The 23,216-nt window shown below is 70.8% G+C and carries 22 protein-coding genes and 1 pseudogene; 13 read left to right on the top strand and 10 right to left on the bottom strand.

The genetic code is table 11. The annotated features are described in order from the left end of the window. Positions 1-181: 181 nt before the first annotated feature. Both RMT89_RS36305 and RMT89_RS36300 read right to left on the bottom strand, forming a co-directional pair. Positions 182-547: a hypothetical protein gene (locus RMT89_RS36305; protein ID WP_315888023.1), complete on the bottom strand. Its 366-nt coding sequence runs from the start codon at positions 545-547 to the stop codon at positions 182-184. After that, entirely contained in the window at positions 544-1,389 is an 846-nt protein-coding gene (locus RMT89_RS36300) for a diacylglycerol kinase family protein (protein WP_315888022.1), read from the bottom strand. The genes RMT89_RS36305 and RMT89_RS36300 overlap by 4 nt, the downstream gene beginning before the upstream one ends. A gap of 186 nt (positions 1,390-1,575) precedes the next feature. Between RMT89_RS36300 and RMT89_RS36295 the strand changes: the two genes are divergently transcribed. After that, complete coding sequence (locus RMT89_RS36295) at positions 1,576-2,859, top strand: adenylosuccinate synthase (RefSeq protein WP_315888021.1); 1,284 nt, start codon at positions 1,576-1,578, stop codon at positions 2,857-2,859. 317 nt (positions 2,860-3,176) lie between these two features. On the opposite strand, the pseudogene RMT89_RS36290 reads toward RMT89_RS36295, so the two are convergent. The 4 genes and pseudogenes from RMT89_RS36290 to RMT89_RS36275 all read right to left on the bottom strand — a co-directional run. Next, positions 3,177-3,320, bottom strand: a pseudogene (locus tag RMT89_RS36290) (FtsX-like permease family protein); the annotation flags it as partial. A gap of 330 nt (positions 3,321-3,650) precedes the next feature. After that, positions 3,651-4,301, bottom strand: a complete 651-nt coding sequence (locus RMT89_RS36285) for a hypothetical protein (protein ID WP_315888020.1) — start codon at positions 4,299-4,301, stop codon at positions 3,651-3,653. Between the two features lie 123 nt (positions 4,302-4,424). After that, positions 4,425-5,123 (bottom strand): GntR family transcriptional regulator, encoded by a 699-nt coding sequence (locus tag RMT89_RS36280; RefSeq protein WP_315888019.1) that lies wholly within the window; start codon positions 5,121-5,123, stop codon positions 4,425-4,427. 126 nt (positions 5,124-5,249) lie between these two features. Then, the gene (locus RMT89_RS36275) at positions 5,250-6,605 is read right to left on the bottom strand and encodes an aspartate aminotransferase family protein (protein WP_315888018.1); all 1,356 of its coding nucleotides are present in this window, start codon (positions 6,603-6,605) and stop codon (positions 5,250-5,252) included. A gap of 172 nt (positions 6,606-6,777) precedes the next feature. Between RMT89_RS36275 and RMT89_RS36270 the strand changes: the two genes are divergently transcribed. The 4 genes from RMT89_RS36270 (at position 6,778) to RMT89_RS36255 (ending at position 11,390) form a co-directional block, all read left to right on the top strand. After that, complete coding sequence (locus tag RMT89_RS36270; protein WP_315888017.1) at positions 6,778-7,377, top strand: type 1 glutamine amidotransferase family protein; 600 nt, start codon at positions 6,778-6,780, stop codon at positions 7,375-7,377. Further along, positions 7,374-7,820, top strand: a complete 447-nt coding sequence (locus RMT89_RS36265; protein WP_315888016.1) for a helix-turn-helix domain-containing protein — start codon at positions 7,374-7,376, stop codon at positions 7,818-7,820. Before RMT89_RS36270 ends, RMT89_RS36265 begins: the two co-directional genes overlap by 4 nt. A 79-nt stretch (positions 7,821-7,899) precedes the next feature. Beyond that, complete coding sequence (locus RMT89_RS36260; protein ID WP_315888015.1) at positions 7,900-9,711, top strand: serine/threonine-protein kinase; 1,812 nt, start codon at positions 7,900-7,902, stop codon at positions 9,709-9,711. 128 nt (positions 9,712-9,839) lie between these two features. After that, positions 9,840-11,390, top strand: coding sequence for a substrate-binding domain-containing protein (locus tag RMT89_RS36255; RefSeq protein ID WP_315888014.1), 1,551 nt, complete (start codon positions 9,840-9,842; stop codon positions 11,388-11,390). Between the two features lie 10 nt (positions 11,391-11,400). Here the strand turns inward: RMT89_RS36255 and RMT89_RS36250 are convergent, their stop codons facing one another. Next, on the bottom strand, positions 11,401-12,111 hold the full coding sequence (locus RMT89_RS36250; protein ID WP_315888013.1) for an SLATT domain-containing protein: 711 nt from the start codon (positions 12,109-12,111) through the stop codon (positions 11,401-11,403). Between the two features lie 259 nt (positions 12,112-12,370). Between RMT89_RS36250 and RMT89_RS36245 the strand changes: the two genes are divergently transcribed. The 3 genes from RMT89_RS36245 to RMT89_RS36235 are packed head-to-tail and all read left to right on the top strand — an operon-like array spanning position 12,371 to position 14,021. Next, entirely contained in the window at positions 12,371-12,709 is a 339-nt protein-coding gene (locus tag RMT89_RS36245) for a YbaB/EbfC family nucleoid-associated protein (RefSeq protein ID WP_315888012.1), read from the top strand. 60 nt (positions 12,710-12,769) lie between these two features. Then, positions 12,770-13,369, top strand: a complete 600-nt coding sequence (recR, locus tag RMT89_RS36240) for a recombination mediator RecR (protein ID WP_315888011.1) — start codon at positions 12,770-12,772, stop codon at positions 13,367-13,369. Beyond that, the gene (locus RMT89_RS36235; protein ID WP_315888010.1) at positions 13,362-14,021 is read left to right on the top strand and encodes a DUF5063 domain-containing protein; all 660 of its coding nucleotides are present in this window, start codon (positions 13,362-13,364) and stop codon (positions 14,019-14,021) included. The genes recR and RMT89_RS36235 overlap by 8 nt, the downstream gene beginning before the upstream one ends. Here the strand turns inward: RMT89_RS36235 and RMT89_RS36230 are convergent. Continuing rightward, complete coding sequence (locus RMT89_RS36230) at positions 14,014-15,042, bottom strand: TSUP family transporter (RefSeq protein WP_315888009.1); 1,029 nt, start codon at positions 15,040-15,042, stop codon at positions 14,014-14,016. The two genes, RMT89_RS36235 and RMT89_RS36230, sit on opposite strands and share 8 nt — an antisense overlap. 186 nt (positions 15,043-15,228) lie before the next feature. On the opposite strand from RMT89_RS36230, the gene RMT89_RS36225 reads away from it, so the two are divergent. The 4 genes from RMT89_RS36225 to RMT89_RS36210 all read left to right on the top strand — a co-directional run bounded on the left by RMT89_RS36225 (position 15,229) and on the right by RMT89_RS36210 (position 19,902). After that, on the top strand, positions 15,229-16,506 hold the full coding sequence (locus RMT89_RS36225) for an aspartate kinase (RefSeq protein WP_315888008.1): 1,278 nt from the start codon (positions 15,229-15,231) through the stop codon (positions 16,504-16,506). After that, positions 16,503-17,555: an aspartate-semialdehyde dehydrogenase gene (locus RMT89_RS36220; RefSeq protein WP_315888007.1), complete on the top strand. Its 1,053-nt coding sequence runs from the start codon at positions 16,503-16,505 to the stop codon at positions 17,553-17,555. The genes RMT89_RS36225 and RMT89_RS36220 overlap by 4 nt, the downstream gene beginning before the upstream one ends. Positions 17,556-18,025: 470 nt before the next feature. Then, complete coding sequence (locus RMT89_RS36215; protein WP_315888006.1) at positions 18,026-18,619, top strand: SigE family RNA polymerase sigma factor; 594 nt, start codon at positions 18,026-18,028, stop codon at positions 18,617-18,619. Between the two features lie 86 nt (positions 18,620-18,705). Further along, positions 18,706-19,902: a hypothetical protein gene (locus RMT89_RS36210; RefSeq protein WP_315888005.1), complete on the top strand. Its 1,197-nt coding sequence runs from the start codon at positions 18,706-18,708 to the stop codon at positions 19,900-19,902. Between the two features lie 22 nt (positions 19,903-19,924). On the opposite strand, the gene RMT89_RS36205 is transcribed toward RMT89_RS36210, so the two are convergent. Together RMT89_RS36205 and RMT89_RS36200 are read right to left on the bottom strand one after the other, a co-directional pair. Continuing rightward, entirely contained in the window at positions 19,925-20,710 is a 786-nt protein-coding gene (locus tag RMT89_RS36205) for an SURF1 family protein (RefSeq protein ID WP_315888004.1), read from the bottom strand. A gap of 44 nt (positions 20,711-20,754) precedes the next feature. Next, positions 20,755-21,129 (bottom strand): nuclear transport factor 2 family protein, encoded by a 375-nt coding sequence (locus tag RMT89_RS36200; protein WP_315888003.1) that lies wholly within the window; start codon positions 21,127-21,129, stop codon positions 20,755-20,757. A gap of 119 nt (positions 21,130-21,248) precedes the next feature. Between RMT89_RS36200 and RMT89_RS36195 the strand changes: the two genes are divergently transcribed. Continuing rightward, positions 21,249-23,078, top strand: coding sequence for a prolyl oligopeptidase family serine peptidase (locus tag RMT89_RS36195; RefSeq protein ID WP_315888002.1), 1,830 nt, complete (start codon positions 21,249-21,251; stop codon positions 23,076-23,078). The last annotated feature ends 138 nt before the right edge of the window (positions 23,079-23,216 follow it).

Below are 23,216 nucleotides of genomic sequence, written 5' to 3'. Positions count from 1 at the left end.
TGGTGACCCAGCGGTGGTGGTGCCGGGCCTGGTGGCTCAGCGGTGGTGGTGCCGGGCCTGGTGGCTCAGCGGTGGTGACGCCTGCCCTGGTGACCCAGCGGTGGTGGTGCCTGCCCTGGTGACCCAGCGGTGGTGGTGCCGGGCCTGGTGGCTCAGCGGTGGTGGTGCCGGGCCTGGTGGCTCAGCGGTGGTGGTGCCGGGCCTGGTGGCTCAGCCGTCCGCGCTGCCGCAGTCTGACCCAGCCTCGGTGGTGCCGGGCCCGGCGGGCCCAGCCGTCCGCGCTGCCATAGCCTGCGCCGCCGAGCGGTTGGGGTGCCTGCTCGGGTGACCCAGCGGTGGTGGTGCCGGCCTGGCGGGCCAGCCGTCCGCGCTGCCGGGCCTGGCGGGCCAGCCGTCCGCGCTGCCGGGCCTGGCGGGCCAGCCGTCCGCGCTGCCGTCGCCTGCGCCGGGCCCCGCTGACCCGGGGGTCTGAGCTGTGGGCCGCTCGGTGGGGGGCTTCGGTGGGCCGCCCATTGGGCCGTCGGCTTCGTCGGCTGCCCTGGCTCATCTCCGCGTCGGCAGGGTCAGGCCGAGGCCTCCCTCCCATACCGTCCATGTGCGCCGTCGTACCGGGCCTGCCTCCATCGCGTCTGCCCGGTAGCGGAAGTCCGCGCCGGAGACCGTCACCCGGCGGCCCCGGGCCAGGAGGGGGGCCGCTTCCGCGCCTACCGAGGACGGGCGGATCTCCACTGACGCGGTGCCCGAGCCGTGGGGGGTGACCGAGATGCCCTCCACCGGCTGGTCCAGGTCCACCAGTGTGACGCCGTCGACTTCCACCCTCAGGCGCGCCGGGTACGGACCCGACGGCGCCGGGGCCGGGCGGGCCGGGACCAGTGTCCGTACGAGGGACTGGTACGTCCGCAGCCAGGGCCGGCCGTCCACCGACTCGGTGCTCCCCGTCGGCGGCACCGGAGGAATCCGCAGCGCCCCCAGCACCACCCCGTCGCTGTCGTCGACCAGCAGATCCAGTCGCCGTTCCGCCCCGTCCAGTACCGCCCGCGCGGCCGCCACCGCGCCCGTGGGGATGCCCAGCGCGCCGGCCAGGGACGTCGCGGCGCCCACCGGGACCACCGACAGCGCACATCCGGCCAGCTCCCGACGGCGGTGCAGCACGGACACCGCGCGCACCAGCGCCCGGTCGTCGCCCACCACGACAGGCCGACGCGACCCGCGCCGCGCCAGCGCCCGGGCGAATTCCTCGGGCCCTTCCGGCAGGCACACCTTCATCGCGGCACCCGCGCTGAGCACGTCTTTCGCGATCCTGACGGACTCCCCGTCCGTATGCCGGGCGACCGGGTCGATGACCACCAGCAGCTGATCGGACGTCGCGGAAGTCGCCACCTCGGCCATGCCTCGCTTCCTCGGGTAGCATCTTTGTGCAAGAGCCCCTTGCGCTATTGCGCCAGGGGCTTCGTCTATTCCGGGGCATCCGGTCCGACGGTTTGCGGCCAACGAAGGTCGCCGGTGTATCACCCGCACACGTGCGGCGTACACCCCTGACCTTGGACATGCCCCGCCCGGAAGGGGTGTACGCGCGTGCCCGCACTTGTGCTGCTCGGTGCTCAGTGGGGTGACGAAGGCAAGGGAAAGGCCACCGACCTGCTCGGTGGCTCGGTTGACTATGTGGTGCGCTACCAGGGCGGCAACAACGCCGGCCATACGGTGGTCGTGGGCGATCAGAAGTACGCCCTGCACCTTCTCCCTTCCGGAATCCTGTCCCCGGGGTGCACCCCGGTCATCGGCAACGGTGTCGTCGTCGACCCGTCGGTCCTGCTCTCCGAGCTGAGCGGGCTGAACGAGCGAGGCGTCGACACGTCCAAGCTCCTCATCAGTGGTAACGCGCACGTCATCACGCCGTACAACGTCACCGTCGACAAGGTGACGGAACGCTTCCTCGGCAAGCGGAAGATCGGCACGACCGGGCGCGGCATCGGACCCACCTACGCGGACAAGATCAACCGCGTCGGTATCCGGGTGCAGGACCTCTATGACGAGTCCATCCTCCAGCAGAAGGTCGAGGCGGCGCTCGACGTCAAGAACCAGCTGCTGACCAAGCTCTACAACCGGCGCGCGATCGCCGTGGACCAGGTGGTCGAGGAGCTGCTGGGCTACGCCGAGCAGCTCAGGCCGTACGTCGTCGACACGGTGCTGGTCCTGAACCAGGCCCTGGAGGAGGACAAGGTCGTCCTGTTCGAGGGCGGCCAGGGCACGCTGCTGGACATCGACCACGGGACCTATCCCTTCGTCACGTCCTCCAACCCCACCGCGGGTGGCGCCTGCACCGGCGCGGGCGTGGGCCCGACGAAGATCAGCCGGGTCATCGGCATCCTCAAGGCGTACACCACCCGCGTCGGCGCCGGTCCGTTCCCGACCGAGCTGTTCGACGAGGACGGCGAGGCGCTGCGCCGGATCGGCGGCGAGCGGGGTGTCACCACCGGCCGTGACCGCCGCTGCGGCTGGTTCGACGCGGTCATCGCCCGGTACGCGACCCGCGTCAACGGCCTGACCGACTTCTTCCTCACCAAGCTCGACGTCCTCACCGGCTGGGAGCAGATCCCGGTCTGTGTGGCGTACGAGATCGACGGCAAGCGGGTCGAGGAGCTGCCGTACTCGCAGTCCGACTTCCACCACGCGAAGCCGGTCTACGAGATGCTGCCGGGCTGGAGCGAGGACATCAGCAAGGCGAAGTCCTTCTCCGACCTGCCGAAGAACGCCCAGGCGTACGTCAAGGCGCTGGAGGAGATGTCCGGCGCCCCGATCTCCGCGATCGGCGTGGGCCCGGGCCGGGACGAGACGATCGAGATCAACTCGTTCATCTGATCGTTCTTCCGGGCGGCACTCGCTGTGTGAAAGGGGCGTCCCGGCCGGGGCGCCCCTTTCGCGCGCTCAGAGCCTGTGTCACTCCGTCCGCAGTGCCTTCGCCGTGTCCGTCCTGGCCGCCCAGCCGGCAGGGAGCAGGCGCCGCCCACCGCGGTCGACAGTCTGCCGAGGGCGAGCGGGGCCAGCGGGAGCGGGGCGTACACGGTGAGGAACGCGTCGGGCAGGTTCATCCCGCCGGCGTCGCCCATGAGCGGGGTGACGTAGTGGTGCAGGGCGATGCCCAGCGGAACCCCGGCGGCCGCGGCGAGCAGGCCGATGCCGGTGACCGAGGTGAGGACCATGCCGACGGTCTGCCGGGGCGTCATGCCGAGGGCCTTGAGGATGCCGAGGTCGTGGATGCGCTCCCGGGTGTCGAGGACGGCCGTGTCGAGCACACCCAGGCCCGCGACCGCGACCAGCATCAGGGTGAGCATGCCGATGTGCGCGTCCATGGCCGCGATCATGCTGGACGCGTCGCCGGTGTTGGTGTGGGCGAAGGCGCCGGTGTCGGCCAGGGTGTCGTTCAGCGCGGTCAGGCAAGTGCCCTGAACTTCGGCCGTTGGGGCTCGGGCGGCGGCGATGGCGGCCGGGGAAGTACGAACTGACCCAAGGTGATCAACAGTGGGTACACGCTGGCGGTGACGCCGTAGCCGGTGTCCCTTCCTTCCGCTGCAAGCCACGACATATAGGGCATATCTGCCGCATTCACCCCCGTCATGAACCCCGAGGCCTCCAGAAGGGACTCTCCCAGCTCAGCTGAAGATGATCATCGAGCCCTGCGCCAGGCTCCGGGTCGCCGCCGCGTGCAGGCCCAGCCAGACATGGCGTTCGCGGGCGAAGGGGCTGGGATCGTAGGGGGCCGGGATGGCCGGTTCCTCCAACTCCGTCGGTCCCAGGGGTGGTTGGGGCGCCGTTGGCGGGTTCGCCGGGTCGATGCCGATCGAGGGGGCCACGAACTCCAGTTCCCGCAGGAGAGTCTGGGACGAGCCCAAGGGGCCGCCCCCGGCGAGGAGTTCGTCACTCGACAAGGGATGCGGGAAGTCCACCGGGACATACGCCCCGGCGTGGTCGTAGTGCCAGACCAGGTGCGACTGCTGGGCCGTGGCCTCGAACATCTCCAGGAGCTGCTCGTAGTCGCCGCCGAGTTCGTCGACCGGCGTCACCGGCAGCCCGCACACCTGGAGCAGATACGCGCGGCGCAGGAAGTGCAGGGCGTCGTAGTCGAATCCGGCCACCGGGGCGACCTCGCCGGACAGGCCCGGCATGTACTGGTACACCGGCACCGGCGGCAACCCGGCCTCGGCGAGCACCTTGTTGTATTGCGCGAGTTCCTCGGCGAACGGGTTGTCGGGGGTGTGGCACAACACGTCGACGAGCGGTACCAGCCACAGGTCACAGGCCAAAAGAGGACTCCTCGCGTAGCGCGGCGTAGTGCGGTGGTCAGGGAAGAGTAATCGGTACGGCCCGGGGTGAAACCCCCCAGTAGCGGCCCGGGGTACGGGCCGTGCAGGACCCATACCCATCCCTCAAGTCGCGAGTCGCTCGATCACCGAGAGGGAGTGGGTGTTGTACGCGGCGATGATCGAGCGCGCGGCCTTGGTGTCCCGCCGCGACAGGGCGTCCACCAGCTCTGTGTGGCCCGACCACAGCTCGCCCCGCAGATCGGTCAACAGGCGTAGATGCTGGACCGTGCACACCCAGGACTGCACGCGCAGCCGGTGCAGGAAGTCGGCGAGGTAGGGGTTGCCGAAGAGGGCGGCCAGTTCGCGCCAGAAGCGCAGGTCATAGCCTATGAGGACGGTGAGGTCACCGGCGCCGGCGGCCCGCTGGGCCTCCTCGCCGCGGCGGCGCACACCGGCGAGGGCGGCTGCGGTGCGGGGGTCGCCGGGCTCCCGGTATCCCTTGCGGCCGTCGTCGAGCGCCTGGAACATCCCGTCGATGACGAGGGCACGGGCCTCGATGATCCCCCGGTAGTCCGCGACCGAGTACTCGTGGACACGGAACCCCCGATGCTGGTCCGCCTCCAGCAGCCCCTGCGCGGACAGGTCGACGAGCGCCTCGCGCACGGGGGTGGCGGAGACCCCGTACTGGTCGGCTATCTCCTTGACCGTGAACTCCTGCCCCGGCTGGAGCCGCCCGGCCAGCACCTCGTCCCGCAGGGCATCCGCGATCTGCTGCCGCAGGGTGCTACGGGTCACGGCAGCGTTGCCGCTGGAGCCGGGCATGGTCGGAACGTCTCCTCGTTCGCGCGGGGTGGCATGCACGCATATGTCTACGAGCACGCCACCTTACGCGTTCGAGCTACGGGGTCGCTCGCGAGTGACCCCGGCCACTACAGCGGCTCTTGACGGCTACTGCGTGTACTCGTCCGCCACCGACAGGGCCGCGTCCAGCGCCGCCAGGCCCTCCTTCAGCTCGGCCTCGGAGACATTGCACGGCGGGACGACATGGGTCCGGTTCATGTTCAGGAACGGCCAGATGCCGTGCTTCTTCGCGGCGGCCCCGAAGGCCGCCATCGGCGCGTTCGCCTCACCCGCGGCGTTGTACGGCACCAACGGCTCCCGCGTCTCCCGGTTCTTCACCAGGTCGAGCGCCCAGAACATACCGACGCCGCGCACCTCGCCCACCGAGGGATGCCGCTCGGCCAGCTCCCGAAGGGCCGGCTCGACGACGGAGGCGCCCAGCTTCGCCGCGTTCTCGACGACCCCCTCCTCCGCCATGACGCCGATCGTCGCGACGGCGGCGGCACAGGCCAGCGGATGCCCGGAGTAGGTCAGACCACCGGGATACGGCCGCTTCCCGAAGGTCTGCGCGATCGCGCCCGAGATCGCGACACCGCCCAGCGGCACATACCCGGAGTTCACACCCTTCGCGAAGGTCAGCAGGTCCGGTACGACACCGAACAGGTCCGCCGCGAACCACTCACCGGTCCGTCCGAACCCGGCCATGACCTCGTCCAGGATGAACACGATCCCGTACTTGTCGCATATCTCACGCACCCCGGAGAGATAGCCCGGCGGCGGCACCATGATCCCCGCCGTGCCCGGAATCGTCTCCAGGATGATCGCGGCGATCGTCGACGGCCCCTCGAAGGCGATCGTCGTCTCCAGATGCTCCAGCGCCCGCGCGCACTCCTGCTCCTCGGTCTCGGCGTAGAAACGCGACCGGTAGAGGAAGGGCGCCCAGAAGTGCACGACTCCGGCGGAGGCGCTGTCGGACGGCCAGCGGCGCGGGTCACCGGTGATGTTCACGGCCTGCTGAGTGCCGCCGTGGTAGGAGCGGTACGCCGACAGCACCTTCGCCCGCCCGGTGTGCAGCCGCGCCATCCGCACCGCGTGCTCCACGGCGTCGGCGCCGCCGTTGGTGAAGAAGACCTTGTCCAGGTCGCCCGGCGTCCGCTCGGCGATCAGCCGGGCCGCCTCGGACCGTGCCTCGATGGCGAAGGCGGGCGCGAACGTGGACAGGGTTGCGGCCTGTTCCTGGATCGCGGCGACGACCTTCGGGTGCTGGTAGCCGATGTTCGTGTAGACGAGCCCGCTGGTGAAGTCGAGGTAGCGGTTGCCGTCGTAGTCCCAGAAGTACGACCCCTCCGCGCCGGCGACGGCGAGCGGGTCGATGAGCTCCTGCGCGGACCAGGAGTGGAAGACATGCGCACGGTCCGCGGCCTTCACGGCGGCGCCGACCTCGGGGTTTGGCTGAGGGGTCATGCGGCCGAGGGTAAATGTCCGCGATGCGGAAGCGGTATCGGCGTCCTGTCTGTGGGACGGGGGTTTCCGCGACAGGTTGTCGAACACTCTCACCTACGGGTTCGCGTCATTGACAGCACGCTGTCCAAATGACAGACTGCTGTCATAAGCCGCTGTGGCCGAGGAGGCCGTCATGATCCGCAAGGCGGTACACCTCGCCGTCTACGACGCCTACGCCGACTGGGAGACGGGGTACGCCACGGCCTACCTCGCCCGCGCCGGGTACGACATCCGCACCGTCGGCCCCACCACCGACCCCGTCCGCAGCATCGGCGGACTGCGCGTCCAGCCCGACCTCGCCCTGGACGCCGTACGCCCCGAGGACTGCGCGCTGCTGATCCTCCCGGGCGCGGACCTCTGGGACACCACCGACGACCTCGCACCCTTCGCCCGCAAGGCGCGGGAGTTCCTGGCCGCGGGTGTGCCCGTCGCCGCCATCTGCGGAGCCACCGCCGGTCTGGCCCGGGAGGGCGTGCTCGACGACCGGGCGCACACCAGCGCGGTCTCCTTCTATCTCGCGGCGACGGGGTACGGCGGCGGCGAGCGCTATGTCGACACCGATGCCGTCACCGACGGCCCCCTGATCACCGCCGGACCCACCGAACCCGTCGCCTTCGCCCGCGAGATCCTCGGGCTCCTCGGGGTCTACGAGGGCGAGGTGCTGGACGCCTGGTACCGGCTGTTCCACGACTCCGACGCGTCGGCGTACGAGGTCCTGGAGAAGGCCCGGTGAGCCGCGAGCGGCAGGATCTGCTCAGCCGAAGCGCACTGGGGGTCTTCCGGCTCAACGGCCAGTTCCTCGCCGTGGCCGAGGAGTTGGCCGAGCCGGCCGGGCTCACCGCGGCCTGGTGGCAGGTGCTCGGCGCGGTGCTGCGCGAGCCGCTGCCGGTCGCCGGGATCGCCCGGGCCATGGGGATCACCCGGCAGAGCGTGCAGCGGATCGCCGATCTGCTGGTGGAGCGGGGGCTCGCGGCGTACCGGCCCAACCCCGCCCACCGGCGCGCCAAACTGCTCGCGCCGACCGAGGAGGGCCTCGCGGCCGTCCGCCGGATCGACCCGGGACACGCGGCCTTCGCCGACCGGCTCGCGGAGGCCTTCGGCGAGGCCGAACTCGCGGACGCCGTACGGCTGCTGGAACGGCTGTCGAAGGTCCTGGAGGATGTTACGGAACCGTAGACGCCGGGCCGCTCACCTCGCCGTATGCCCGCACTATCGTGGGTCCGTGGCACGGGGGCGTTTCGGGGGAGGGGCCTGGATGGATCAGCTGGGGCCGGGGGATCCGCAGAGGATCGGGGCGTATCGGCTCATCGCGCGGCTCGGGGCCGGGGGGATGGGGCGGGTCTATCTCGCCCGGTCGGAGCGCGGGCGCACCGTCGCGGTGAAGCTGGTGCGCGAGGAGCTCGCCGCGCAGGAGGAGTTCCGGGCGCGCTTCCGCCAGGAGGTGCAGGCCGCGCGGCGGGTCGGCGGGTACTGGACGGCGCCCGTCCTCGACGCCGACACCGAGGCCGCGGTGCCGTGGGTGGCCACCGGGTATGTCGCCGGGCCCAGCCTCCAGCAGGTCGTCGGCCATGACCACGGCGCGCTGCCCGAGCGTTCGGTACGGATCCTCGCCGCCGGACTCGCCCACGCGCTCACCGACATCCACGCCGCCGGAATCGTCCACCGCGACCTCAAGCCCTCCAACGTCCTCGTCACCATCGACGGACCCCGCGTCATCGACTTCGGCATCGCGCGGGCCCTGGAGACGATCGCCGAGTCCGGCCTCACCCGCACCGGCGCGCTCGTCGGCTCGCCGGGCTTCATGGCACCCGAGCAGGTGCGCGGGGACCGCATCACGCCCGCGTGCGACGTCTTCTGCCTGGGATCCGTCCTGGCCTACGCGGCCACCGGCCGGCTGCCCTTCGGCGCGGGGGGAAGCGGCGTCCACGCGCTGATGTTCCGCATCGCGCAGGAGGAGCCCGACCTGGCGGGGGTGCCGGAGGGCATCGCCGACCTGGTCCGGGACTGCCTGCGCAAGGACCCGGGGGCACGGCCTTCCCTGGCGCGGATTCTGGAGCGTACGGGGGTGGAGGACACCGTCTCCGACGGCCGCTCCCGGGACCCCTGGCTGCCCAGTGCGCTGGTGGCCCAACTCGGGCGGCACGCCGTGGGGTTGCTGGAGGCGGAGGAGCCGGTGGCGGCCACGGGGTCCCCGGAGCACGCGCCGGCCGCCGACGAGTCGGGGAACCCGGCTCCGGGTCCGGCCGCTGGCGAGACGCCTCCCGCGCCGGGGCAGCCGGGGGCGGGCGGGGCGATGGACCACCTTCCTACCCTGGCCGCGGCGCCCGCGCCGCCCGTAGCTCCGCCGCCGGGGGCCTTCGGGGCCCCGCCCCACCCGGCGGGACCCCACCCCGCCCAGGGCCGTCCCACCCCCGCGCACCCCGCGTACGGCTATCCCCAGCCTCCCTACCAGCCCCCGCACCCCACCTACTCCACGCCGTACGGCCCGGTCCTCCCTCCGCCCCGGCCGCCCCGCCGCAGCGGTCGCTCCACCGCGCTGCTCCTCGCGGTCGCGCTGGTCGTGGCGGTGGCCGCGGGCGGTTCGGTGTACGCCCTCATGAACGGCGCCGAGGACGACGGAACGGAGGGCAAGGGCAACCCCACGACGACCCCTCGGACAAGCGCCCCCGTGACACCCGGCCCGACGACCGAGGACCCGGCCCCGACGGCCTCCGAAACCTTGGACGGGCCGATCCCGGCCGACTACCTCGGCACCTGGTCCACCACCCTCGACAACGACGCCGGGCGCCACACCCGCCGACTCACCCTCCAGCAGGGCCAGGTGGGCGACATCGTGCTCTCCCTTGTCGCGGACGGCGCGGACTACCACTGCGTCTTCCAGGCGAAGCTGGCCGAAGCGCCCACGGGGGGAGGCTCGTTGGAGATCGGCCCCTCCACCGTCACCGTCGGTGAACCGGCCTCCTCCTGCACCCCGGGTGCCGCCACCGAGCTCACCCTCCTCGGGGACGGCAGCCTGGAGCGGCTCAACCCGAGCACCGGCGAGAAACTGACCTACACGAGGGAGTGAGAACTCGCGCTCTCCAGGCGCTGGTTGAATGCTGAGCGAACATCCGCCGACGACCCCGGAATCCCGCACCCGCCGAACATAAAGTGGCCGCACACTTGTCCGGCTCCGGGGAGTTGCGGGGGCACCCGATGGAGTTGCTGAGCGCAGAGAACGTCGTGGCCGTGGCGACGGCCGTGGCCGGCATCGCGGCCTCGGCCGTCATGGTGTGGTACGAGCGCCGGGTACCGCGCCGTAAGCGGATCGGTTACCGCGTCCAGATGGACAACCCCATCGGCGACGACGTGGCTTCCGGCCGTGCCAACGTCCGCATGGGCCTCTTCGACGAGGCGCCGGGCATGCACCAGGCGACCCTGGTGCTGCTGCGCATCGAGAACGACGGCTCGCAGGGCATCGGCCACGACGACTACACCAGCCGCGAACTCCACGGTCTGACCGCCGTGTTCACCGATCGCAGCATCCGCGGTGTCTCGGTCACCCAGCCGCCCGGCACCGACCACCTGATGAGCCACTTCACCCCGCACGCGGGCTTCGGCTACGACGGCGGCGGCAACACCCTGCGCATCCCGCGCGTCCCGCTCAACCGGGGCGAGCACTTCAAGCTGCTCGTGCTGCTGTCGGGCGGCGACGTGGGCTGCGACATCCGCCTCATCGGCGGTATCCGGGACGGGGAGGTCCACCCCAACCGCAGCGCCACACCGGACGACAAGCCGCCGCTGTTCAGCAGGGCCGCCCGGCTGATCACCATCATGCTCACGGTCTCGGTCCTCACCCTCTCGACGATCGTCGTGCTCCGTGACGACAGCCCGCCGCCGCTCGGCTGCGAACAGGGCACCTTGACGGTCACGGGGTCCACGGCCTTCGCGCCCGTCGTGCGGGACCTGGCGAAGGAGTACGAGAAGGACTGCGAGGGCGCCGACATCACGGTCGAGGCGCGCGGCAGTTCGGCGGGCGTGGGCGAACTGGCGGGGCTGGACGGTGAGTCGAGAAGCAGACAGGCGTCGATGATCGCGTTCCACGACGGGCCGAGCAAACGGGCCGGCACATCACTGACCCGCCTCCCCATAGCGCTGTCGGTCTTCGCGCTGGTGGTCAACGACAGCCTGAAGCTCCCGCAGGGCCTGTCCCTGGCAGACGTGCGCCGCATCTACGCCGGTGACGTGAAGTACTGGGACGAGCTGAACCCGGACCTGCCGCACTGGCGGGTGGTACTGGTCAGCCGGGACGCCGACTCCGGCACCCGCCAGGTCTTCCAGGACCGGGTACTGGACGGCACCTGGGAGGGCGTACCCAGCACCTCCCTGGACTGCGACATCCGGACGGACCGCTCGGCGCCGGTGCGCTGCGAGCTGGACTCGACGCAGGAGGTGTTGAAGAAGGTGGCGGAGATCAGGGGCGCGATCGGCTACAGCGAGCTGAACAACGCGACGGCCCAGCAGAACATCACGAGGGTCCCGCTGGACGGCGCCACGGCCTCGGCGGCGGCGATGGAGAGGGGGTCGGACCCCTACCCCTACTTCGGTGTGGAGTACGCCTACACGTACGGCGACCCGCCCGGCGGCTCCCTGGCCGGCAGCTTCCTCGACTACATCAGGAACAACGGCGAAACCCTGATCCGCAACCACGACCACGTACCGTGCTCGACCCCGGAGGGGGCACGGCTGTGCAGGGAGTCGGCGTAGGAGGCGGGCGTCACCTGGGCTCAGGCGGCCGCTGCCGAGGCATGTTGGGCCGCGCAGAACCCCCCGGCGGCATGGGAAAGCGCCCCTGAACCACCGTCCCCTCCTGCCGCCCGCCCCCCGCCCCGGAACCCTGGATCCCCATGGGCGCCGACCCCGTCCGGAACTCCACCATCCAGTCCGCCGTCTCCGTCCGCACCAGCTCCGTCACATCCTCCGAGAACCGCCGCAGCACCCCGAGACACCGCTCCGCCGCCTCGCTCGCCGTCCCCTCCGCCGGCCCCAGCACCTCCCGCACGCTCTCCGACGCCCAGTCGAACTGCAGCACCTGAAGCCGCCGCTGCACGGCCTGCGCCGTAGCCACGTCCCTTATCCACCCGGACGTCACCCCGAAGAACCGGTCCACCCCCACGCACGCGACCGCGAGCAGCAGCGCGAGATACCCCCAGGGCGCCACCCCGCTCATGACCCCCGTCAGATCAAGCAACGGCAGCGCGGCCCCCGACACCGCCCCCACCGCCGCACCCCCGCGCAGCACCCGCGCCCCCCGCCGCTTCCACACCCGGTCCGCGAGATACCAGGCCGCCGTGTCCAGCGCCCCGCGCTCCACCCACTGGTACAGCTCGTCCAGCCGCACCGCGGGCTCGCCCCAGTCGCCCAGCGGAAACGCCCGCCCCGTCAGATCGCCCGGCGGATACTCGGGCTGCATCTCCGGCTGACCCACCCGGCACTCCCTACCTGGTCCCTACGTGGTACCTACCTGGCCCTCGCCGATCACGGTGTGTGACGGCCGGTTTCCTCATGCGCAGACTCTTCCTACCGCCCAATGGGTGGCGAAGGGGCGGCTTTCGCCGCTTTTCCGCTCGGAAGTGGCCCTTGATCAGGTATAGGCCGCACCTTCGCCTCACTCGAAAGAGTGCCGGGGCGATGGCTGAGCAGACCACGTAGGCTCGTCCCAGTAGCCGTACGACAAGGAGCTGATCGTGATCCCCGGTGGTGGCCAGCCCAATATGCAGCAACTGCTCCAGCAGGCCCAGAAGATGCAGCAGGACCTGGCGAACGCCCAGGAGGAACTGGCGAGGACCGAGGTCGACGGTCAGGCGGGCGGTGGCCTCGTGAGGGCCACCGTCACCGGCGCCGGCGAACTCCGCGCCCTCAAGATCGACCCCGAGGCGGTGGACCCCGAGGACACCGAGACCCTCGCCGACCTGATCGTCGCCGCCGTACACGCGGCCAACGAGAACGCCCAGGCGCTTCAGCAGCAGAAGCTCGGCCCGCTGGCACAGGGCCTCGGCGGCGGCATTCCCGGCCTGCCTTTCTAAGACGGCCGCGGGCCCTCTACCGTACGTAGTGAAGGAACCCCCAGGAAGGGCGGCAGTCCGTTGTACGAAGGCGTGGTCCAGGACCTGATCGACGAGCTGGGTCGGCTGCCCGGCGTCGGTCCCAAGAGCGCGCAGCGGATCGCCTTCCACATCCTGCAGGCGGAACCGACGGACGTACGGCGCCTCGCGCAGGCCCTCATGGAGGTCAAGGCGAAGGTCCGCTTCTGCGCGGCCTGCGGGAACGTCGCGCAGGAAGAGCTCTGCAACATCTGCCGCGACGCCCGCCGCGACCCCGCGGTCATCTGTGTGGTGGAGGAGCCGAAGGACGTGGTCGCCATCGAGCGCACCCGCGAGTTCCGCGGCCGCTACCACGTCCTGGGCGGAGCGATCAGCCCCATCGAGGGTGTGGGCCCCGACGACCTGCGTATACGAGAACTTCTCGCGCGGTTGGCCGACGGTACGGTCACGGAGCTGATCCTGGCCACGGACCCGAATCTGGAAGGCGAGGCCACGGCCACGTACCTCGCCCGCATGATCAAGCCCATGGGCCTCAAGGTCACCCGCCTGGCCAGCGGCCTCCCGGTGGGTGGCGACCTGGAATACGCGGACGAGGTCACACTCGGCCGCGCCTTCGAGGGGAGACGACTCCTAGATGTCTGACGCCACGCTGCACGCGACGAACCAGGACCCTGACGACTTCGTGGTCCAGATCGCCGACCAGGTAGAGAGCTTCCTCGTTGCGGTCACCGAGGTGGCGAAGGGCGACGAGCCGGAATCGGCGATCCCCTTCCTCCTGCTGGAGGTCTCCCAGTTGCTGCTGGCCGGCGGCCGCCTGGGCGCCCACGAGGACATCGTCCCCGACGAGCGCTACGAGCCCGACCTGGGCCCCGAGCCGGACGTGGACGGGCTGCGCGAGAACCTTGCCCGTCTCCTCGACCCCGTGGACGTCTACTCGGAGGTCTTCGACCCGTACGAGCCCCGCAAGGCGCCCGTCCCGGCCCGGATCTCCGACGACCTCGCGGACGTCATGACCGACCTGCGCCACGGCATGGCCCACTACCGCGCGGGCCGCACCACGGAAGCGCTGTGGTGGTGGCAGTTCTCCTACTTCTCCAACTGGGGCTCGACAGCGTCCGCGACCCTCCGCGCCCTGCAGTCGGTCCTCGCCCACGTCCGCCTGAACCAGCCCCTGGAGGAACTGGACGGCCTGGACACCGACCAGTCCGCGGGCGACGACACCCTGGAGTTCGAGGCGGGCCGGGTGATGGCGGAGGAGATCGCGGGCCCGCTGGGGCTGCGCGAGGTCAAGTAGCCAGGCCCCACAGTCCTTTTCCCAGGGCCGTGACCCCGCCCGTCAGGGCCAACGTCAGCACCAGCAGCCGGGCTCGCCGCTCCGGTATCCGTGAGGCGAGCCCTCTGCCGATCACTCCGCCGAGTGCCATGGCCGCGACGACCGCGGCCCACCTCGGAGCGGTGAGCTCCGGCAGCCCGTTCGACGCCACGGAGAAGGCGTTGACGACGACGCCGTAGAACATCGCGTTCGGTACGAACTCCCGTACCGACCAGCCCGCGTTGACGGCGTACAGGGACATCGGCGGCCCGCCCACCCCCGCCGCCGAGTTCATGAACCCGCCCACCGCACCGGCGGCGACCGCGCCCCCGGTTGCGCGCAGGGCGCCCACACGTGCGCCGCGCATGACCAGCAGCACGGCCACGGTCACCAGGGCGCCCATCACCAACAGAAGGACAAGCTCGGGCAGTTGCCGGGTCATCCACGTCGCCGCCGGTACCGTGCACGCCGCCGCCGTGCACAGCGGCGCCGTCATCAGCACGCCCGGCTTCTCGGTGAGGAAGGCCAGCAGGTCGTACTCCTCGGGGGCGAGGGCCACCTCCTCGCCGTCCAGGCGGACGCGGGCGGCCTTGCGGTCGATGGTGAGGCGGGAGCCGTAGCGGTCGGGGCCCGCGGCAGCGGCCTCGCGCGGCTGCACGCGCCGCATCACCGCTCGTGTCCGCGCGATGACCTCACGCACCCCGAACGGTTTGGAGACATAGTCGTCCGCGCCCAGCTCCAGGCCGACCACCCGGTCCGTCTCGTCGCAGCGCGCGCTGGTCACGGTGATCGGCACCTCGCCGCGCCCGCGCAGCGCCTTGCAGACGTCGAGGCCGTCGGTGTCGGGCAGACCCAGATCGAGGAGTACGACGTCGTAGGGGCCGTCGTGCTTCAGTGCCGCGCCGCCGGTGGCGACCCACTCGACCTCGAGGCCGTAGCGGGTCAGACCGCGTCTGAGGGACTGGGCGACCGGCTCATCGTCTTCCACCAGGAGTACGCGCACGGCCGCGCTTCAGTGCTTGAAACTTAATGCACAGCAGTCACTTGTGATGCTTGGCACTTTTCCCGGAGTGGTTCCCGGGGCATGCGCTGACCTGGGCGCCGGAATCTCACCATGCGATACCGCGAAGGCGAGATTCTTGCGCTCGTTAAACTGAGCCGACACACACGGACTGAGCGAGGAGCGCACGTGGGCCTTGTCGTGCAGAAGTACGGAGGCTCCTCCGTAGCCGATGCCGAGGGCATCAAGCGCGTCGCCAAGCGGATCGTGGAAGCGAAGAAGAACGGCCACCAGGTGGTCGTCGTCGTTTCCGCGATGGGCGACACGACGGACGAGCTGATCGATCTCGCCGAGCAGGTATCTCCGATGCCTGCCGGGCGTGAGTTCGACATGCTGCTGACCGCCGGAGAGCGTATCTCCATGGCCCTGCTGGCCATGGCGATCAAAAACCTGGGCCACGAGGCCCAGTCCTTCACCGGTAGCCAGGCAGGCGTCATCACCGACTCGGTTCACAACAAAGCCCGGATCATCGATGTCACGCCGGGCCGTATCCGGGAGTCCCTGGACAAGGGCAATATCGCCATCGTCGCCGGGTTCCAGGGCGTGAGCCAGGACAAGAAGGACATCACCACGCTCGGGCGCGGTGGTTCCGACACCACGGCCGTCGCTCTGGCCGCCGCCCTCGACGCCGAGGTCTGTGAGATCTACACCGACGTCGACGGCGTGTTCACCGCCGACCCGCGTGTGGTGAAGAAGGCGAAGAAGATCGACTGGATCTCCTTCGAGGACATGCTGGAGCTGGCCAGCTCCGGGTCGAAGGTGCTGCTCCACCGCTGCGTGGAGTACGCCCGTCGCTACAACATCCCGATCCACGTCCGGTCCAGCTTCAGCGGACTGCAGGGCACCTGGGTCAGCAGCGAGCCGATCGAGCAAGGGGACAAGAAGGTGGAGCAGGCCATCATCTCCGGTGTCGCGCACGACACCTCCGAGGCCAAGATCACGGTCGTCGGCGTGCCGGACAAGCCGGGCGAGGCCGCCGCGATCTTCCGTACGATCTCGGACGCCGAGATCAACATCGACATGATCGTGCAGAACGTGTCCGCCGCCTCCACCGGTCTGACGGACATCTCCTTCACCCTCCCCAAGTCCGAGGGCCGCAAGGCCATCGACGCCCTGGAGAAGAACAAGCACGGCATCGGCTTCGACTCGCTGCGCTACGACGACCAGATCGGCAAGATCTCCCTGGTCGGCGCGGGTATGAAGACCAACCCCGGCGTCACCGCCGACTTCTTCACGGCCCTGTCCGACGCGGGCGTGAACATCGAGCTGATCTCGACCTCCGAGATCCGGATCTCGGTGGTCACCCGCGCCGACGACGTCAACGAGGCCGTACGCGCGGTGCACACCGCCTTCGGGCTCGACTCCGACAGCGACGAGGCCGTTGTGTACGGAGGCACCGGGCGATGACCCGACGACCGACGCTCGCGGTCGTGGGAGCGACCGGAGCCGTCGGCACGGTCATGCTCCAGATCCTGTCGCAGCACGCGGACATCTGGGGCGAGATCCGACTGATCGCCTCGCCGCGCTCGGCCGGCCGCAAACTGGCCGTGCGCGGCGAGGAGGTCGAGGTGGTGGCCCTGTCGGAGGACGCCTTCGACGGGGTCGACGTCGCCATGTTCGACGTACCGGACGAGGTGTCCGCGCGCTGGGCGCCGGTCGCTTCGTCCAAGGGCGCGGTCGTGGTGGACAATTCGGGCGCCTTCCGGATGGACCCGGAGGTGCCCCTCGTCGTCCCCGAGGTCAATCCGCACGCCGTCCGGATGCGGCCGCGCGGCATCATCGCCAACCCGAACTGCACGACGCTCTCGATGATCGTCGCCCTCGGCGCGCTGCACGCCGAGTTCGGGCTGCGCGAGCTGGTGGTGTCGTCGTACCAGGCGGTGAGCGGCGCGGGCCGGGCGGGCGTCGAGACGCTCAGACAGCAGCTGTCCCTGGTCGCCGGTACGGAACTGGGGACCAGCCCCGGCGATGTGCGGCGGGCCGTGGGCGACAACACCGGTCCTTTCCCGGAGCCGGTCGCGCTGAACGTCGTTCCCTGGGCCGGGTCGCCGCGCGAGGACGGCTGGTCGTCGGAGGAGATGAAGGTGCGGGACGAGTCCCGCAAGATCCTCGGACTGCCCCATCTGCCCGTGGCGGTCACCTGCGTCCGCGTCCCCGTGATCACCACGCACTCCCTGACCGTGCACGCCCGCTTCGAGGGCGAGGTCACGGTCGCCCGGGCCCGCGAGATCCTCGCCACGGCACCCGGGGTCGTCCTCTTCGACAACCCGGAGGCGGGAGAGTTCCCCACGCCCGCCGACGTGGTCGGCACCGACCCCACCTGGGTCGGGCGGGTACGCCGGGCGCTGGACGATCCGACGGCGCTCGAACTCTTTGTGTGCGGAGACAATCTGCGCAAGGGAGCGGCGCTGAACACCGCGCAGATCGCCGAGCTGGTGGCGGCGGAGTTCTCCTGACGGCGGCGGAGTTTTCGCTGGGGCAGCCGACCGCCGTAAATCTCCGGGATCTGCCGTGCACCATTTGTAGGATCTGCGTGAGAGATGTGAGCCGGATGATGGTCCGTACCACTTGAACTGGACCTCTTCGGCGTTCGAAGATTTCCTCCCCGCCCTCCGCAACCGCGCGGAGGGCGGGGAGCGTCTTTGCGGTCGCCCCCAGGCGGGTGTGTGGACGCGTTTTTCTTGGCGTGGGGACGCCATGAGCAGGGCGTGGGGACGCCCGTTCATATGGGACATAAGGGAAGAGCGGGACGCGTGAGTGCATGTGAGCCACAGTCAGCCGTGCTGCCTGACGCAAAAGTGACGTCCGGCACGTACAACCCTCTCGGGGGGAAGCGTGTCCAACTGGCGTGGCAGAGGTACTCGACTTCCATGCGGCAACGCGCGGCACGGCCCTACGGCCGCCGCGCCCTTCCCGCAGAACCCGCATGCCCGGCATGCCCGGCGGCATGCCGGTGATTGCGCCCATGCCCGCAGCGCGGCCCGCCCGCATCCCCAGCCCGCGTGAAGGTGCGGACGACGTCGTGGCGGGTACCACCGTCGACCACCTCACCGAGACCTATCGCGCCCACTACCGGTCGCTGCTCGGTCTCGCCGCGCTCCTCCTCGACGACACCGCCTCCTGCGAGGACGTCGTCCAGGAGGCGTTCATCCGCGTCCACTCGGCGCGCAAGAGAGTCAGAGACCCGGAGAAGACCCTGGCGTACCTGCGCCAGACGGTCGTGAACCTCTCCCGCTCGGCCCTGCGCCGCCGCATCCTCGGCCTGAAGCTTCTCTCCAAGCCGATGCCGGACATGGCGAGCGCGGAGGAGGGCGCCTACGACCAGCTGGAGCGCGACTCCCTGATCAAGGCGATGAAGGGGCTGCAGCGCCGCCAGCGCGAGGTTCTCGTCCTGCGGTATTTCGCGGACATGACCGAGGCGCAGGTCGCCGAGACGCTCGGCATATCCCTGGGCTCGGTCAAGGCGTACGGCTCGCGCGGCATCGCGGCGCTGCGGGTCGCGATGGAGGCGCCGGCATGAGCAGGAACCACGACGAACGACGGCGTCACCCGGGTCTGTCCCGGGACGACCGGACGCCGAAGCAATCGCACGCTGGGAACAGAACTGTGAACCACGGCCCCGACGGCCAGGGCCCGACCGGGCCCGACTCGGACGACCTCGGCGCCCGCGGGGCGCAGGCCCGGGGTCCTGCGAAGGACGGCTCGGAGGAGCCGGCTCCGCGAGGGCTGCTGGGCCAGGGGCCCGACGGGCTCGTCGGCTCGGACGGCTCGGACGGCTCGGACGGCTCGGACGGCTCGGACGGCTTGGATCTGCGCAGGCTGCTGCACGACGCGGTCCAGGAGATCGAGCCGCGCGACGGCACCCTTGAGCACCTGCGCCGCGCGGTGCCCGCCCGGCGGGCGCGCAAGCGACAGGCCCTTGTCGGCATGGCGGCCGCGGCTCTCTTCGTCGGTACGGCGGTTCCGGCGCTGGTGCATGTCTCGCAGACGACCGGCCCGGGCGCCAACCCCTCCGTGGCAGGACACGGCACCGAGGCCCAGGGCGGTGCCAGCCAGGGCGTCGACCCCGACACGGGCCAGGGATCGTCCGGCGGCGGCTCGGGCGAGACCGAGGACAAGGACAAGGGGAGCGAGGAGAAGGAGAACGAGGGCAACGGCGACGGCAACGGCACCGGCCCGGGCGGCTCGGCCGACCCGTCGGTGACCAGCGGCACGGACGCGGCCATCTGTACGGCGGAACAGCTGGCGGTCGCCGCGTCGGGCGCGGACGCGCCGGACGGGGTGAACACCGTCTACGGCACGTTCCGCTTCACGAACTCCTCGGTGGAGGCGTGCACGGTGACGAGCCCGGGCTCGCTCGGCGCTCTGGGAGCGGGAGCGGCGAACCAGACGAAGATCACCACGGCCCGCCATATCTCCGGCGACCCGGCGACGGCCCTCCCCGACCCGTCCCTGGAACTGACGTCCCTCCTGCTCCAGCCGGGCTCCTCGTACGAGGTGAAGTTCGCCTGGGTCCCCTTGGAGGCCTGCCCCTCGACCGGCGAGACCTCCGGCGGCACGGTCGGCGGCGGTGGCGACCCCAGCCCCGACCCCACGCCCACGGACGGCGGCACCACCACCGAGGGCACCTCGACGGGCGGCGACACCGGCACCTCCACCCAACTCATGACAGAGGACGGCACGAACGACGGCACGGTGACGGTGTCGAACACGGCCGAGCCGGGGGCGCCTACAGCGCAGGTGACGATCCCGGGGGCTTGCGCGGGGACGGTTTACTGGACCGGGGTACTGGCGGGGGCGTAGGGCGGGCGCAGGCCGGCAGCCCTCACACGGCAACCCGGTCGTCGTCCTCCTGCGCCACCAGCCCCAGCTCCGCGTCCCGCGCGAACTCCACCTCACGCCGCAGCAATCGGAACCACATAAAGACCACGAACCCGGCAAAGACGAACCATTCCCCGGTGTACCCAAGGTTCTGGAATGCCTTCAGATCCAACCCGGAGTCCCGTGCCCCACTCACCGGCACGGTCTTCATCCCCGCGTCCCCCCGGTTCAGGGTCACCCACGCGTCATAGACGTCGTAAGGAACAAGGTTCACCAAGGAAGCCGCACTGATCGCCCCGGTCTGCCCGGCAGGCGATCCCCCCTGCCCAGGCACGCCGTTCTCACCGGGCTGCTCGGACGCCTGCAAGGCCCCGGTAACGGTGACCTCCCCCGAAGGCGCAGCCGGCACCTTGGCAGGATCCGCATCCCCGGGCAGCCACCCCCGAACCACCGGCAGAGCCGAACCACCGTCGGTCCGCAGCAACGTCAGGACGTAGAACCCCCGCCGCTCATCCAGCTCCCGATCCGGCACGAGCAACTGCTCCCCGTACCGCCCGGTTGCCGTGACCTGCTTCCCGACCGTCGCCTTGTCCACCGGCAGCATCTCGGCAAGAGGCCGAGCGACCTCCCGCTTGTCGGACGCGGCCCGCGCCCCGGCCCCCCGCTGGCCCTCCACCCGCTCATCGAACCGGCTCAGCTGCCATGCCCCCATGAAGATGCAGAAGGAGATGGCGAGCAGCACGAAGACGTTGATCCCCCACCAACGGGGCGTCAGCAGAAACCGGTACACGCCACCACGGTACGGGCACGGCCGAAGCCCCGATCCGGCGGGGGTCAGAAACGCTCGGTGAGATGGGCCCGGCTCGCAGGCGGCTCGTACGGGTCCGGCCAGAAATCCGGGACACCGGTGATCAGCCCATGCTCGTCCCCGGTGAAGAAGGAGATCCCGATGTTCACCTCGTCCCCGAGCGTGAACCGTATCCAGGACACGGCCTGACCGGGCTCGGCGACGACCCGCTCGACCCGCACATGCCAGTCCCCGGAAAACTCCCGGTTGAACCGCACATACGCCTCCCGCCCCCGCACCCGCTCCCGGCTCAACGGCGCCTCGTACAGCACATCCTCGGCGAGCGTCTCCGCGAACGCCTCCCAGTCCCGGGCCTCCGAGGCGGCCCAGAACGCTTCGACGGTCTTCCGCAATTCGGTCATGCCCCGCAGTGTGCACCGCACCACTGACAACGGGCAGCGGGCCCGCAGATCGGCAGGAGTTGTCCACAGGCTGAGGACCGGGTCGGCGCATTGTCGGCGGAGCCAGGCACTATGGGGCCATGACTGAGAGCAACGGGTCCGCCGCGCCGGATCAGCAGGAGCAGAACCGGGAGATGCCGGACTGGGAGAAGCGCTTCCGGGCGCCGCGGGTGTCACTGCCGGACTGGGCGGAGGACGCCCCGGACCGCTCCCTGTTCGTGTCGAACGCGACGGGGACGTACGAGCTGTACGCCTGGGACCGCGCCACAGGCGAGCAGCGCCAGGTGACGGACCGCCCGAACGGCACGACGGACGGCGTGCTCTCCCCGGACGGCGCCTGGATCTGGTGGTTCGACGACAAGGACGGCGACGAGTTCGGCGTCTGGCGCCGCCAGCCCTTTGCCGGCGGCGAGGACGAGCTGGCCACCCCGGGCCTCGACCCCTCCTACCCCGCGGGCCTGGCCCTCGGCAGGGACGGCCGTACGGCGATCGTGGGCCGCTCCACGGACGACGAGGGCACGACGATCCATCTCACCCGCATCGGCGAGCCCCCGGCGGAGCTCTACCGCCACCGCGAGTCGGCAGGCGTGGGTGATCTCTCCCACGACGGTTCGCTGATCGCCGTCGAGCACACCGAGCACGGCGACGCGATGCACTCCGCGCTGCGCGTCCTGCGCCCGGACGGCAGTGCGGTCGCGGAGCTGGACGACACCAAGGGCGGCACCGTCGAGCTGGGCCTGGAGGTGCTGGGCTTCGCCCCGGTCGACGGCGACACCCGCCTCCTCGTCGGCCACCAGCGCCGCGGCCGCTGGGAGCCGCTGGTGTGGGACGTGGCGACGGGCGAGGAAACGGACCTGTCCCTGGACCTCCCGGGCGATGTGAGCGCGGAGTGGTATCCGGACGGCTCGGGCCTGCTGGTGGCGCACAGCCACGAGGCCCGCAGCGAGCTCTTCCGCTACGACCTCACCACCCGCGACCTGACAAGGATCCCCACCCCGCAGGGCTCGGTCTCGGGCGCGACGGCCCGCCCCGACGGCACGGTGGAGTTCCTGTGGTCCTCGGCCGCCGAACCGTCGACGGTCCGCTCGACGAAGGGCGAGGTGGTCCTGGACCCACCGGGGATGAAGTCGCCGGGCTCGGTCCCGGTGGAGGACGTGTGGGTGGAGGGCCCCGGCGGCCGGATCCACGCCCTGATCCAAAAGCCGGCGAACTCCACGGGCGGCCCCCTCCCCACGGTCTTCGACATCCACGGCGGCCCGACCTGGCACGACAGCGACGCCTTCGCCGCGGGACCGGCGGCCTGGGTGGACCACGGTTACGCGGTCGTCAGGGTCAACTACCGGGGCTCGACGGGCTACGGCCGGGCCTGGACGGACGCCCTGAAGCACCGCGTGGGCCTGATCGAGCTGGAAGACATCGCGGCGGTCCGGGAATGGGCGGTGTCCTCAGGCCTGGCCGACCCCAGCCGCCTGATCCTGACGGGCGGCTCCTGGGGCGGCTACCTCACCCTCCTGGGCCTGGGCACCCAGCCGGACGCCTGGACCCTGGGCATCGCGGCGGTCCCGGTGGCGGACTACGTCACGGCCTACCACGACGAGATGGAAGCCCTGAAGGCCATGGACCGCACCCTCCTGGGCGGCACCCCCGAGGAGGTCCCGGAACGCTTCGAGGCGTCCTCCCCGATCACCTACGTGGACGACGTCAAGGCCCCTGTCTACATCTCCGCCGGCGTGAACGACCCCCGCTGCCCCATCCGCCAGATCGACAACTACGTCAAGCGCCTGGAATCCCGCGCCGCAATCCACGAGGTCTACCGTTACGACGCCGGCCACGGCTCCCTGGTAGTAGACGAACGCATCAAGCAGGTACGCCTGGAACTGGACTTCGCAAGCCGCCATTTGAACACCTGAACAAGGGGACGCCGACCAGCCAGCCCTGCACAGCCGCGGCCGGCCGCACTGCTGCATCCGCCGCTGCTGTGGCTGGCCGCACCGCTAGGCCCGACGCCCACCCGGTCTCGGCTGCCGCACAGCCGCCGCTGCGGCTGG

It is taken from the genome of Streptomyces sp. P17, from assembly GCF_032436805.1.
Taxonomy (GTDB): domain Bacteria; phylum Actinomycetota; class Actinomycetes; order Streptomycetales; family Streptomycetaceae; genus Streptomyces.
The sequence above is the reverse complement of the archived record's forward strand: the minus strand, read 5'-3'. Positions and strand labels throughout refer to the sequence as shown.